The organism is Gilvimarinus sp. 2_MG-2023, from assembly GCF_030547685.1.
GTDB lineage: Bacteria > Pseudomonadota > Gammaproteobacteria > Pseudomonadales > Cellvibrionaceae > Gilvimarinus.
In genome coordinates, this window is record NZ_JAUOQM010000042.1 from 26716 (window position 1) to 40224 (window position 13509).

13 protein-coding genes are annotated in these 13509 nt (G+C 49.7%); 7 read left to right on the plus strand and 6 right to left on the minus strand.

All coding sequences use genetic code 11. From position 1 onward, the window contains the following. The first annotated feature begins 60 nt into the window (after positions 1-60). The gene (locus Q4526_RS09230) at positions 61-237 is read left to right on the plus strand and encodes a DUF4177 domain-containing protein (RefSeq protein WP_215976779.1); all 177 of its coding nucleotides are present in this window, start codon (positions 61-63) and stop codon (positions 235-237) included. 213 nt (positions 238-450) lie between these two features. On the opposite strand, the gene Q4526_RS09235 is transcribed toward Q4526_RS09230, so the two are convergent. From Q4526_RS09235 to Q4526_RS09245, 3 genes are all read right to left on the minus strand, one after another. Further along, on the minus strand, positions 451-1467 hold the full coding sequence (locus Q4526_RS09235; RefSeq protein ID WP_215976780.1) for an aldo/keto reductase: 1017 nt from the start codon (positions 1465-1467) through the stop codon (positions 451-453). A 148-nt stretch (positions 1468-1615) separates the two neighbouring features. Next, the gene (gene cysK / locus Q4526_RS09240; protein WP_215976781.1) at positions 1616-2536 is read right to left on the minus strand and encodes a cysteine synthase A; all 921 of its coding nucleotides are present in this window, start codon (positions 2534-2536) and stop codon (positions 1616-1618) included. A gap of 51 nt (positions 2537-2587) precedes the next feature. Further along, positions 2588-3817 carry a hypothetical protein gene (locus Q4526_RS09245; protein ID WP_215976782.1) on the minus strand — a complete coding sequence of 410 codons (1230 nt, stop codon included), beginning with the start codon at positions 3815-3817 and terminating at the stop codon, positions 2588-2590. A 169-nt stretch (positions 3818-3986) separates the two neighbouring features. On the opposite strand from Q4526_RS09245, the gene Q4526_RS09250 reads away from it, so the two are divergent. Continuing rightward, positions 3987-4916: an HPP family protein gene (locus Q4526_RS09250; RefSeq protein WP_215976783.1), complete on the plus strand. Its 930-nt coding sequence runs from the start codon at positions 3987-3989 to the stop codon at positions 4914-4916. Here Q4526_RS09250 and Q4526_RS09255 read toward each other — a convergent pair. Further along, positions 4910-5692: an ABC transporter substrate-binding protein gene (locus Q4526_RS09255; protein WP_215976784.1), complete on the minus strand. Its 783-nt coding sequence runs from the start codon at positions 5690-5692 to the stop codon at positions 4910-4912. The genes Q4526_RS09250 and Q4526_RS09255 overlap by 7 nt on opposite strands. Positions 5693-6063: 371 nt before the next feature. Between Q4526_RS09255 and ahpC the strand changes: the two genes are divergently transcribed. Beyond that, entirely contained in the window at positions 6064-6630 is a 567-nt protein-coding gene (gene ahpC / locus Q4526_RS09260) for an alkyl hydroperoxide reductase subunit C (protein WP_215976785.1), read from the plus strand. 71 nt (positions 6631-6701) lie between these two features. Next, positions 6702-8282, plus strand: a complete 1581-nt coding sequence (ahpF, locus tag Q4526_RS09265) for an alkyl hydroperoxide reductase subunit F (protein WP_215976786.1) — start codon at positions 6702-6704, stop codon at positions 8280-8282. Between the two features lie 617 nt (positions 8283-8899). On the opposite strand, the gene Q4526_RS09270 is transcribed toward ahpF, so the two are convergent. After that, a complete protein-coding gene (locus tag Q4526_RS09270; protein ID WP_215976787.1) occupies positions 8900-9649 on the minus strand; it encodes a sulfotransferase family 2 domain-containing protein in 750 nt (249 codons plus the stop codon). 134 nt (positions 9650-9783) lie between these two features. Between Q4526_RS09270 and Q4526_RS09275 the strand changes: the two genes are divergently transcribed. Genes Q4526_RS09275 through Q4526_RS09285 form a run of 3 tightly spaced genes read left to right on the plus strand, consistent with a single transcriptional unit; the run spans position 9784 to position 12130 of the window. Then, complete coding sequence (locus Q4526_RS09275) at positions 9784-10041, plus strand: YerC/YecD family TrpR-related protein (protein WP_215976788.1); 258 nt, start codon at positions 9784-9786, stop codon at positions 10039-10041. A gap of 35 nt (positions 10042-10076) precedes the next feature. Beyond that, positions 10077-11456 carry an anthranilate synthase component I family protein gene (locus Q4526_RS09280; protein WP_215976789.1) on the plus strand — a complete coding sequence of 460 codons (1380 nt, stop codon included), beginning with the start codon at positions 10077-10079 and terminating at the stop codon, positions 11454-11456. 11 nt (positions 11457-11467) lie between these two features. Next, positions 11468-12130 (plus strand): aminodeoxychorismate/anthranilate synthase component II, encoded by a 663-nt coding sequence (locus Q4526_RS09285; protein ID WP_215976790.1) that lies wholly within the window; start codon positions 11468-11470, stop codon positions 12128-12130. Between the two features lie 78 nt (positions 12131-12208). Here Q4526_RS09285 and Q4526_RS09290 read toward each other — a convergent pair whose 3' ends face one another. After that, complete coding sequence (locus Q4526_RS09290; RefSeq protein ID WP_215976791.1) at positions 12209-13279, minus strand: beta-N-acetylglucosaminidase domain-containing protein; 1071 nt, start codon at positions 13277-13279, stop codon at positions 12209-12211. Between the last annotated feature and the right edge of the window lie 230 nt (positions 13280-13509).

A 13509-nucleotide genomic window follows, 5' to 3' on the forward strand; every position in this document is an offset into this window, starting at 1 on the left:
GGGGAGTGTGATTTTGGCAAATGAATTTGCTGTTATATGTGTGTATCGAGGGAGTGCAATATGCAAAAGGTTATCGTATTTAGAAAAATGTCATTTTGGACAAGTCAGCCGGATATGTTGAAGTTGAATCAAAAAATCCAGTCATTGAATAAAGATGGTTGGAAGGTTCAATCAATCGTTCCCAATGTCTCTATGGTGGGGGTTATTCGTTCATTTACTTTGCTGCTTGAAAAGTAATTTTTAAATATACCTCATTAAAAATCATATAATGATAATATTATGTCGCTGCAAAGTTATGCGGCTGCGTCCGCTACACTTGCGATTCGCAGCCCATATTCGGGTGTTAAGCATCCCCCACTTCTATTAATATCCAGCTCTGCGGTCTAAATAATCCTTTACCTTTAATTGTTGATTAAAGAGAGGATTGAATAGCCCTGAGCTTTGGTATGGTTAAGGCTTAACAATAGCGTCAATCGCTGCCAGCTCGTCTGCACTAAAGTTCATATTATCTAAAGCCGCAACCGAATCGTTGATTTGTTCGACACGGCTGGCGCCGATGATGGCACTGGTGACGGTTGGGTTATTGAGCGTCCAGGCAATGGCCATTTGGGCGAGGCTCTGGTCGCGGCTTTGGGCTATGTCGTTTAGGGCGTTTACTTTACCTATGACTTCTTCGCTTAGGTCACTTTCTTTTAGGTAAATTTGATCGCCCCGGCCAGCGCGTGAATTATTGGGAATGCCGCCTAGGTATTTGTTGGTGAGGATGCCTTGATTCAGTGGCGAGAAAACAATGGCGCCTACACCTTCGTTGTCCAGCACGTCGGTCAGGCCGTCTTCAATCCAGCGATCCATGAGGTTGTAGCGGGGCTGGTGTATTAGCAGCGGGGTACCTAGGTCTTGCAAAATAGCGGCGGCTTGCCGAGTTTGTTCTGCGCTATAGCTGGAAATGCCGGCGTACAGTGCACGGCCTGAGCGAACAATGTAGTCCAACGCTTGCATGGTTTCTTCCAGTGGGGTTTCTGGATCAAAGCAGTGGGAGTAAAAAATATCAAAGTACTCCACACCGCAACGCTTGAGGCTTTGGTCGCAACTGGCTACTAAGTATTTGCGTGAGCCGCCCATACCGTAAGGGCCGGGCCACATGTCGTATCCGGCTTTACTGGAAATGATCATTTCATCGCGGTAGTGGTCTAGACCTTCGGCCATAAGCTGGCCAAAGGTGGATTCTGCCGAGCCGTAGTTGGGGCCATAGTTGTTGGCTAAATCGAAATGCGTAATGCCGAGGTTAAACGCGCCTTGAACCATGGCGCGGGCATTGGCCAGGGAGTCTACCGCCCCAAAATTTTGCCACAGTCCGAGAGATAGGCGTGGCAGGCGCAAGCCGCTTTTACCACAGCGCTGATAGGGCATGGTTTGGTAGCGTTGTGCGCTGGCGACATAGCGCGGATTGACTTCGTGGGTAATCATTGGCTGTCTCTTATAGTGTGTTGTGTGGCTAACGGTGCCCGTATGCGGGTCGGGCTTATTGTTGGATTATACCTATTCTACGAAAAAGCCGACCTTTGGGGGTCGGCTCTGACGATTCTTAACAGAGTTTTCGTTTGCCGAGTTGGTGTTATTCGCTGGCAAACAAATCGTCAATGGATAGGTAGCGCTCGCCGGTGTCGTAGCTGAACACCAAAATACGACTGCCTGGTGCGAATTCCGCTTCGCGCTCTTTAACCGCCGCGAGACTAGCGCCAGATGAAATGCCGACAAATATCGCCTCTTTGCTGGCGCACTGGCGGGTCATTTCAAAACTTGCTTCTTCGCTAACGGCAATGGTGCCGTCCAGTGTGTCGGTATTGAGAATCTCCGGCACAAAGCCGGCGCCTATACCCTGCAGGCGATGCAGGCCTTTTTCTTTGCCCGCGATTACTTGAGATTTTTCTGGCTCTACCGCATAGGTTTTCATATTGGGGAATTCGGCCTTCAACGCTTCGCTGCAGCCGGTGATATGGCCGCCGGTGCCCACGCCGGTAATTAAGTAATCTAAACCTTCCGGAAAGTCGGCTAAAATCTCCTGGGCGGTGGTTTTGCGGTGCGCTTCTACATTGGCTTTGTTGGTGAATTGTTGCGGCATCCAGCTGTTGGGGTAATCGTCGCGTAACTCGGTGGCTTTGTTGATGGCTCCGCCCATGCCTTGCTCTTTCGGGGTTAATACCAGCTCGGCACCGAGGGCTTTCATGATTTTTCGCCGTTCGACAGACATAGACTCTGGCATGGTCAGTATAAGTCGGTAACCGCGCGCGGCCGCTACCATGGCCAAACCAATGCCGGTATTGCCGCTGGTCGGCTCGATGATAACGGTGTCTTTCTGCAGCAAATCTTGGGCTTCGGCGTCATCAATCATGGCCAGAGCAATACGGTCTTTGATGCTGGCGCCGGGGTTAAAACGTTCGGCTTTCATCCATACTTCGATGTCGGGTCGAAATAGGTGGTTAATTTTAATGCACGGGGTGTTGCCAATGGTCTCTAGAATATTGTTGTACTTCATTGTTCTGCTCCGTTTGGTGTGTGGCCGGCTTAACTTAGCCCTAGTCGAGGGTTATTTCAATAATTTTGAATCTAATACGTCAGCCGGTGTTCCGATTAAATTTTCTACAATCTCTTTAAGCATGGTGAGGTCAACCCGCTTTTCTTGGACAAGTATACGGGTGATGTCGTCTAGCGATTTTTCCCCATCAGTCTTTTGGTCAATTTCCTCGGCCAGCGCTTTAATTAATAATACCGCACGCGCGGTTGTTTCCCCGCTTGAGGCGCTACCGCGCAGCTGGGTGATGTCTTCACTCCAATCGGCAAGCCATTGGTAAATACGCTCGAGCCTATCGTCGCTTAAACCCCCACTGCGGTAGAGAATTTCAATGGCATAGTACTCGGCCAGGCCCTCGACTAACCAGTCGTCGTTGCCTTTATCGGTAATGCCGGTCAAGGTATGAAATAGCTCATGGAGCAGGGTGCTGGTGCCATTTTCGCTCACCATAGGCCGGTCGGCATGGAAGAACAGCGAGTTGGGGCCTGACAAGCCACCACGCCACATGGGGTCTGGCGCGGTAACGATTAATACCTTGGGTGGCAGCTCGTCCAACAGCTGACGAAATTGAGGCCAGTTCATAAGAATAAAGCTGACTAAGTCCATCCGTTTTACGCCCAGATTTTGCGGCGCACTGACGGCAATGTGTGTATCGCTTAAGCGCTCGCGCCGGGTGCCGAGTTTACCGGCTATAAACCAACCGGTGGGGCGGTCAAAGCGTCGGTCGGGGTCGTCAATGGCAAAGCTGCCATCTTCTTGTTTGAGCCAGCCGCTGTTCACGCTGTTCCAGTGCTCGGGCAGGGTAAAAGTTAAGGTGGCTTGGCTTTCAACTCCGGCTTTAGTGCGTACTTTGGCCGGTGGGACTAGATCGTCGCCCCTAAATATGGTGAAGTTTTTTTGCCGGATAGAGTCGAACTCCCCTGGATCGCGCTCGTGATTAAGCGCCACTTTATACTCTAGTTTGGCGTTTTCTTCCGGTGGGTGCCAAATCGCGCGCCCATCGTTGACCTCTAGTTGACCGTTGCCCTCTATATCACTATGAAAGTCGGGGTCGAGGTTAAAATTAATACTCTTAATCAGCTGGGCTTGAGGAATGGTTATGCTCATCTGAGCGTGCTCGGTATCATCGCTTATGGTCGCATGATATTGAAGAGCGTAAGTCTCGCTAATGGCGGTATTTGAGGTGATTAACAGAGCGAGGAAAAAGCTCGATTTAAAGATTCCCGAGCGGAACGTCAGGGACATAAAAATATAACTCCGATGACAACGAGTGAGTGTAAGTAAACATAGAGTGCATGGTTTGGGCATACGCATCAACGCCTATGATCACATTTCGGTCGATAAATTCAACTTGTTAACCGAAGTGTCCTTCTTTATGATGCCCCACCTTGGTGCACTGTAAAGGTAGAGTCGCGTGTTATTTCTCAAAGGTTTACTGGGGATAGAGGAAAATGTAACAAACCATCCGGAAAAACTGATATCCGGTTTAGGTGCTGCTGTAGGGATTGGCTTGGTTTACGGCTTAACACAATGGTTTGTACCGGACGCTACGGCTTGGATCTTGGCGTCTATGGGGGCTTCAGCGGTACTGCTATTTGCTGTGCCCCACGGGCCACTATCGCAGCCGTGGGCGCTCGTCGGCGGGCATCTAATCTCAGCTTTGGTCGGGGTGTCGGTTCAGCAATGCTTACCTGGGCAGCCTTTTGCGCCTGCTCTTGCGGTTGGCCTTGCCGTATTGCTCATGTGTTATTTGCGTTGCATACACCCACCCGGTGGGGCTACCGCTTTAGCTGCGGTTATCGGTGGGCCCGCTATTCATCAGTTGGGTTATGGTTATTTGTTGATTCCGATAGGCATTAATGTCGCCGTTATCTTGGCCGCTGCGGTGTTGTTTAACAGTGTGTTTGCATGGCGGCGATACCCAAGAACCTTGGCTAGCAGCGGGCATGTGGTTAATAAGTCTCTGCCAACGTTGACCCATGAAGACTTTGCCGCGGCAATGCACGATTTAAACACTTTTGTGGATGTGGCGCCGGATGAACTGTCGGATATATTTGCTCGTGCCTGGGAACATGCACGCCAGCACGATAGCCATAAGCTTGAGCTACACAAAGGGGCTTACTACAGCAATGGCGAGGTGGGTGCACAGTGGTGTGTTAGACAAATTTTTGATTGCGATGACGACCTAAGTCGTAATGATGCCAAATTAATTTATCGCAATGTGGTTGGTGTCGAGTCAGAGCAAACCACACTTTGCCGAGTTGGGGAGTTTCGCCAATGGGTACGCTGCCAAGTGCAAAAACGCAATGGTCATTGGGTTCGCGTGGTGCCAGAGGCTCAATAAAAATCTGTCACTTCAATGTTATAGCGTTGCAGTATTGTCTGGTATTGATCGGTTTTCCGAAATTCTGCCACCGCTTGGGTCAAGTCGGCGACTAATTGCTGGGCGTCGGCTCTGGTTTGTGAAACCCCTATATAAATAGGTCCGCTATAAACGGCCTGGTCGAAAAAACGGATTTGACTCTCAACCCCTAACGTGCGCGCATGATGGGTAATACTGGCCCGGTTGCCCAGAGCATAATCTATTCTCCCTGCCAATAATATCTTAACCAGCTGCGACTCGGTGTTTACCTGTCGCTTGGTAAAATCATTTTGGTCTTGCAGTGCCTCACCATAAAAATAACCCCGCACGCCTCCCACTTTGTGTTGCTTAAGGTAGTCACTGTTAAGTGGCCGAGGCGTGGTTACTGCTGTCTCCAGGCGAGAAAAAACGGAGATAGTTTCAAAAATATGGGGTACTTGGGTGAATACTATGCCCGGCGAGCGTTCGCTAGTGTTAAATAAGGTGCAGGCGATATCAGATTTACCTTCTCTGAGTTCGTGCAGCAGGCGTATAAAAGGTGAGCGCTTAAAGCTGAGGGTGTGACCGAGCGAGGCCACTACTTCTCGGCATATCTCAATAGAGACGCCCGTAAACTGCCGGTTAATATCGTCGTAGTAATAAAACGGGGGGTAGTCTTCGTTGGCGAGTGATGCCTGTAGCTGGAGGGCGTGTACAGGCTGTGAGCCAATAGACAAGGCCAGAAATAGCGCGAATAGAGATCCCAAAATCAGTTTCAACGGCCGATCCTACTTTTTGGTCTGCGTGCCAGAATACTATACCCGTATTTGACTGCCAATATAGGGTTTTTCCCAGATAGAGACAGCTCCCACTCTCTGCCTTCCCTGTTAGCCTTAGCTGGAACGCTTTCCCTTGCCCTGAGTGAACACCAGTGTCAAGAAACCTGTACCGATAGTCAGCCTGCCGACTAACTCATATTGTTGTATCTCCTCCTACAATCACCCGCCATAAAAATATCGACCCAGCCCGCCCGATAGGAAATAGCTATCAGTAGAATAATGATAGTTAATTTAAATTGTTTCTTTATGGTTGATAGTATTTATTCCGTTGATTAGATGTCGCTTTTTAAACACTAACTCAGGAGTAAACCATGTCTCGATATATCAATAGTGAACTGCAAGCCTTTCAAGCCAAAGCTTATCTGAAGGGTGAGTTTGTGGATGTTTCCGAAGCCGATCTTAAAGGTAAGTGGGCGGTTGTTTTCTTTTATCCTGCGGACTTTACCTTCGTTTGCCCGACAGAGTTGGGCGATTTAGCGGATAACTACGAAGAGTTTAAGCGCCTGGGCGTTGAGGTGTACTCCGTATCGACGGATACCCACTTCACTCACAAAGCCTGGCACGACTCATCAGAGACTATTGGCAAGATTCAGTTCCCGATGATTGGCGATCCAACAGGGGCGATTACCCGCAGCTTTGGCGTGATGATCGAAGAAGAAGGCATTGCCGATCGCGGCACCTTTGTGATCGACCCCGAAGGCCGGGTGCAAATTGTTGAAATCACCGCCGGTGGTGTAGGGCGCGATGCCAATGAGCTGATACGCAAAATTAAAGCAGCTCAATATGTCGCTAACAATCCAGGTGAGGTTTGCCCGGCTAAATGGAAAGAAGGTGAACAGACACTGGCACCATCGCTGGATCTTGTCGGCAAAATTTAACTCTAGCCCCTTTGTGCCGGCTTCGGTCGGCATTTTTTTTAACCATTTATGAACAACATCGGGACACACTTATGTTAGATGCAACAATCAAACAACAATTGGACACCTATCTGCAAAAGTTGGCGGAGCCCATTGAGCTCAGTGTGTCCATGAACGACGGTGAAAAAGCGCGCGAATTGAGTGCTTTAGCGAGTGAAATCGCGAGTTTGTCTGACAAAATTCAACTCAAATTTCAGTCTGCCAATCGCTCGCCCAGTATGGGCATTGCCAGAGCGGGGGAGACGCCTCGGGTGAGCTTTGCTGGTATTGCTCTGGGGCACGAATTTACCTCGTTGGTGTTGGCCGTATTACAGACCGGTGGTCACCCGATAAAAGAAGATGAATCTTTAGTGGCAAAAATTCGCAACCTCAAGGGCGAATACCATTTTGAAACCTTTGTGTCGCTCTCCTGCCAAAACTGCCCGGAGGTAGTTCAGGCTCTGAACGTGATGGCGACGATTAATCCGAATATTACCCACCAGATGGTCGATGGTGCTTTATTTCAAGAGGAAGTTGAGCGGCGTAATATTATGGCCGTTCCCGCGGTGTATTTAAATGGTGAACCCTTTGGGCAGGGGCGCATGACCCTGGATGAAATTGTCGGCAAGCTCGATGAAAACAGCGGCGAGGAAAAAGTCGCCGAGCTAAACGCCCGCGAAGAATACGATGTGCTTGTAGTCGGCGGTGGGCCAGCCGGCGCAGCGGCGGCCATTTACGCGGCGCGCAAGGGTATTCGTACGGCGCTTCTGGCCGAGCGTTTTGGTGGCCAGGTGATGGACACCGTGGGGATCGAGAATTTTATTTCAGTGCCCTACACCGAAGGGCCTAAACTGGCAGCAGGGCTGGAGCAACACGTAAAAGACTACGGCGTAGATATTATCACCGCCGAGCGCGCCAACCGAATTTACCGCGATGAAAAAATAAACCTGGAGCTGCAAAGCGGAGCCAGTTTGGCCAGCAAAAGCGTTATTTTGGCAACCGGTGCCCGCTGGCGCGAGCTGGGTGTGCCCGGCGAAGCTGAGTATCGTACCAAGGGCGTGGCTTATTGTCCGCATTGTGATGGCCCATTCTTTAAAGGTAAATCCGTAGCGGTCATTGGCGGTGGCAACTCCGGTATTGAGGCGGCGATTGATCTGGCCGGAATTGTCGATCATGTAACCGTGTTGGAGTTTGCCGACACCTTGTGTGCTGACCAGGTCCTGCAAAACAAGGCAAGGTCGATGGCCAATATCGAAATTATCGCCAGCGCTCAGACCACCGAAATAATCGGTGATGGCCAAAAAGTGACGGGCTTACGTTACCGCGACCGGGTAACCGAGCAAGAGCACACACCGAGCCTAGCGGGTGTGTTTGTGCAGATTGGTTTGGTGCCCAATACCGAATGGCTGCAGGAGTCAGAGGTGGCACTCACCGTGCGCGGAGAAATTGAAATTGACGAGCGCGGTGCGACAAGTGTACCCGGCATATTCGCTGCGGGTGACGCCACGACCGTGCCCTACAAACAGATAGTGATCTCTATGGGCGCAGGAGCCACGGCAGCACTGGGTGCTTTCGACTATTTAATTCGCCGTGAGGTTGCGCAGCCAGAGGTTGAGAAAAAATCGGCGGCCTAGTATTTATCTTTCAACTCACATTGGCCCTTCGGGGCCTTTTTTTAAGCCAAAAAAAGAGCCGCGAAGAGCGGCTCAAGGGGGAGGGTGATGCCGCGGCGGACGCCGCGCTCATCGATGGGAATAAAAAAAGGCCGCCCACCGGTGAGGGTGGTGGCCTAACGAGGGTGAGTGGTTCACCGGCTCGGGCGAATAAAAAAGGGCCGTCAATCGGTTAAAAAAGCGGCCCAAGTCGGGGGGTGAAAACATGTTTACACTCTGAACCGCACCAGTCACTACTTGAGAGGTGCTCAAGTTGGCGTCTGATTGCTGGGCTGGATTGGTATTAACCATGTCAATTGTCTCGCAGCGGTTCAATAGTGTTCGCAGTATTGCGTGTGTTGTTTACCATTTGTTAATAAGTGAATAGCGATACTTATGCCAACAATCAAATATTCATATAAAACAATCACATATGGAGTTTTTGGTGTCGGTGTGTGCTGCTAAACCGGCCTTAGGTGGAGAAACTTACAAGCGGTAAGTGTAAGGATTGCAAAATGATTGAATAGTAATGGGGTAGGCAGAGAGTCGCTTGATTATACGGTTTGGGCGGGCCGTTTTATTGCTTTTATTCTGATCGATTAAGACAGTGGGGCGTTAAAACGCTCGGCTGCATGTTGGTACAGTTTGAGATCTTGTCGATTGCGCTGACATAGTTGCTGATAGAGTTCTGGACCAAGTTCTTTGGCAATGGTTTCTAGGCGCTCACCTGTACTGGCCTCTGTGTGTGTAGTGGAGTTTTTCCAAGTGTACTGTATTTGTATGTCTGGAAATTGATCTATCAAATAATATTTTAAGCGCACAAAAGATTCGTAAAATTGCTCAACAAGGCCGAAGAACGCGAGTGAATCAATAAATGCACAAGACCTGGCTGCATACTCGTCTTCACTAGTCGGTGTCACTGCATCTGGCCCGTCGGGGCTTTGGTTGGCGAGGCGACATGCCTGAAAGTTAGTGATAACTCCGCCGTTTAAGTCGTTAATGTGTTTGGCTACATAGTCTCTGAACCCCTGAGTGCTGGCCTCCAGCCCTTTTTGTTTGCTCTCTTCGAATAAATACGCAGATTTGGCCCTGAGTAGCGGGTGACGTAAAAAAACAATAGGCAAAACTCGAAAATCACCACTGGGTAGCGGTGGGGCTGTATCGTGTGAAGACAGTGCTCGCAATTCGGGGTGTTGCTCTAGCAGCTCAACAATTTGATTGGCGCAAATGGTATGGCCGACAGGGCTGTCGTAATTCAGCCAGTTTTTTCCAAACGATTTCTCAAGGCAGGAATCGATAGAGGTGCCTGCATTTTTAAACAAATGATAGTGAAGAATAACCGGTCGCATACTGAGTCCTGTTGAGCTAGGTCGCTATTTTGCCATGGAATATGCCGGGCCGCACGGTTCCAGTCGGTGATTGGCATATATTATTGATTAATACCGGTTGTTGTTTAGCATCAATGATGGTAGTGTACTAGTACATGAATACGGAAGAGCAACACCTTCAAGAGCTGGTTCAGTATCTGCTGCAATTTGACACTCCCGAAAGTATGCGTCGCGTGCTTGAAGGTTTGTTAACGCCGGCGGAGCTGCACGCTATTTCTCAGCGTTTGCAGATCACACGGTTGTTAAAAGCCGGTGTGTCTCAACGAGAAGTGGCCCGGCAGCTGGGGGTAGGCATTGCCACGGTAACCCGAGGTTCACGCGCTCTTCAGGCTGGCAAGCTGGATGATATGTAAGCCGCTGCCCAAACCTAGCTGTTATAGGCCCGATTATGAATAAGCCAGACCCTATTAGCATTCCTCGCAAGCCGAGTTATGTCACACTTACAACCGATTGTGATTTTTTTGGAGTCTTCAAAAAAATCGAGAAACGCTATGACCATTGTTTTTTCCTCGAATCACTGGGTGAAGAAAGCCATATATCTCGCTACTCTCTGATCGGCTTCGATCCGGAAAAAATTCTCTCGGCCCAAGGTAAAACCTTGACCATTACTGAGCGCGATGGCAGTGCTGAGCAATATCCCAGTGAAAACCCCTACTATTTACTGCGCGATATTGTGCCACAAAATATTATTTCTCGCGGATACGCCGGCGGCTTAACCGGCTATATTGGCTACGACTGCATGAACTACTTTGAGCCGAGTATGAACTTGCAAGCCAGTGATTACTTCGATGCCTTTAAATTCGGGTTGTACAAAGATGGCTTGATTTTGGACAAAATGACCAATGAGGTTTTCTACTTCTTTTACGATGAAAGCCGCGAAGCTTTGGTGCATGACCTGTTGAATGAAACGTATCAAGGCGATGGCGATTTGTGCATAACCCCGCAAGGCGACACCATGGATCGCGCCGCCCATGAACAGGCGGTAGAAAAGGTTAAGCAAGACATTGTTGAGGGAAAAATCTTCCAGTGCGAAGTGGGGTTTAAAACTCAATTTAAAATTGAGGGTGATACCATTCGTGTGTATGAATCTATGCGCGAGGTGAACCCTTCACCGCAAATGTACTACCTTAAATTTGGCGATGAAAAAGTCATTGGCGCTAGCCCCGAGCTCTTATTCCGCCTGCGGCAGGGCGAAATGGAAACCTATCCTTTGGCCGGTACGACGAAACGTGGCGCCACAGAAGCCGAGGATAAAGCCCTGGCACGCACCCTGTTAAATGATCCGAAAGAAATTGCCGAACACAATATGATCGTGGACTTACACCGCAATGATATTGGCCGCGTAGCGCAATTTGGTACGGTGAAGGTACGCAGTTTGATGGATATTAAGCGCTTTAGTCATGTGCAGCATATTTCCAGTGAGATTGTCGGGATTATGTCGGATTCTGAAGATATGTTTTCCGCTCTGGCGAGTAACTTCCCGGCGGGTACATTAACCGGCGCCCCTAAAATTGAAGCCATGAAAATTATTGATGAGCTGGAGGCTGATGGCCGTGGCCCATACGGTGGCGCAGTAGGGCACTTCTCTTTTAATGGCGACTGCACCTTTGCCATTCCTATCCGAACGGTGTTTGTTAACGGCGAACACGGTTATGTGCAAACTTGCGGTGGCAATGTGTACGATTCTAATGCCGCTGATGAATACCAAGAAATTCAACGTAAATTCGCCGGCACTAAAAAAGTGTTGGATCGATTTAAGCCGGCCTAAGGAGTCTGACCGTGAAAATTTTAATTATCGACAACTACGACTCCTTCACCTACAACTTGTATCAATATATAGGTGAAATTCTAACCGCAGAAAAGGCCAAGGGCGCTGTGGGCGATTTTTCTATTGTAGTGGAGCGCAATAATGACATCAGTTTAAACGATGTTATTGCTATGGCGCCGGATCGTATTATTATCTCGCCAGGCCCGGGGTCGCCCGATGACAAAGCCTATTTTGGTATTTGCGCCGAGGTTATTGCCGAAGCCGGAAAAACCATCCCGCTACTGGGTGTGTGTTTGGGCATGCAAGGTATTACTCATGTTTTTGGTGGTAAGGTGGTTAAAGCCGGCTTGCCGGTGCACGGCAAAACCAGCCCAATTTATCACAACGCGCAAGGTGTCTTTGCCCGTGTGCCGCAATCGCTTGAGATCATGCGCTACCACTCGCTGGTAGCTGACCCATTAAGCTTGCCCGAGTGCTTGGAGTTGACCGCAGTAGTAGCTGAGGTGGGTATTAAAAGCTTTAGCGATGCCGCTGCCAGTGGTGCGCCTATGGAAATTATGGGTGTGCGCCATAAAGACTACCCGATTGAGGGCATACAGTTTCACCCCGAATCTTTTGCCACCGAGGGCGGTAAAGATTTACTGAGAAATTTTTTGTTTGAGCAGGAGCGCTAAATACTTAAGGGTGTGTGGGCGTCAAATTTTTAAAAGTGTCGAATACGATCTTTTGCTGAGAGGGTGTATTCGAATATGCTACTCGGTTAGGCAACTGGGGTCGAAGGTGTAGCCGCCGGCTAGCCAATCACAGATTTCTGCTGCTATGGGGTCGATGATGCCGAGTGGTGTGTAGCGCTCAATCAGTATTTGTTTGTCGTGATCGCTTAATGCGTTTAATCCGCCCTGCTCAAAAGTGGGTAAATCTTGCTTAAGGTAGTGCGCGGTTTGTTCGCTGTACAGGTTTTGTAGAATTGTTTGGCACTGCGGTGCTTGCTGACTTGTTAACACTTGACTTAAGCCGGCCAGGGCAGGCCACGATGCATAGAATTGATTCATCGGGTTAGCCGCAATGCCTGCTATATAGGGTTTGGCGGTGCTCCGGTCGCTCTTGGTGGGCGATAAATACAAGTGCTGTGAGCGTACGGCGCCGTCATTGACCGGATAGTTGTCCCACAAAAAGGGCTTGCGCCCCAGGCGCTCGTTCACCTCAAGCAAATGCTTGGTTGGGTAGTGATCACTGCACACCGAAGGCCCCGTCCAGAAAACATCAATAGCCCGATCAAGAGTTTGTCCCAGGGTTTCTAAATAGTGCTCTGGTGCAGGGCCGAATACTTTTTCCAGCACCGGATCGTTGGAGTAGTATGTAGGGCAAAGAATGACTCGTTTGGCGTTGCTTAGGTTGGCGGCGCGCTCGGCGAGCTCGCTCTGGCGCTGGGCGAGCTGGGGGATGTCGCCACGCATATCGTCAAATAATAGGGCGAGGTAATCCAGCTCAAGAGTGTTCAAGTGTTTAATTTTAGCGTCGAGCGCGGCGGTATCGGCAATGCCCTGATCGGTACATAAGTCCAGCGGGCTTAGGCCTACGCCAAAATCAATCTGACAGTCTCGGTAGGTCTCGCGGGTGGCGGCCAACTCGCGCCATTGCTCGGCGGGGTGTGATGCGCGCCAGTGTCGCCGCAAAAAGGGGTCAGATTTGGGCGCGTAAAGATAGAAGTCGAGCTGATGCTCGCTCAGAAAAGAGGCCAATTGACGCCGCTGCGGCCACTGCCACGAGCGACCAAAAAAACCTTCAATGACGCCGGCCGGAATTGGGTTGCTGGTATTCATAAGCCCTATCTTATAGCAGTTGCCGAGATTGCGTTAGTGTTGCCGCCACCGCTGGCAATTATTGCGATATTTACTCAGTTTTTGCCGTAAATTCAACAACCTGCGCTACGGATATGACGTTAGTGTGACGGGATGGTTCAGAATAGTCAGATTGACATCAAGGGGTGGTATCACTATCATAGCGGCCTTTTCGCACCGCACTGTTAATGATTTGGCCCAATAGGGCTAAA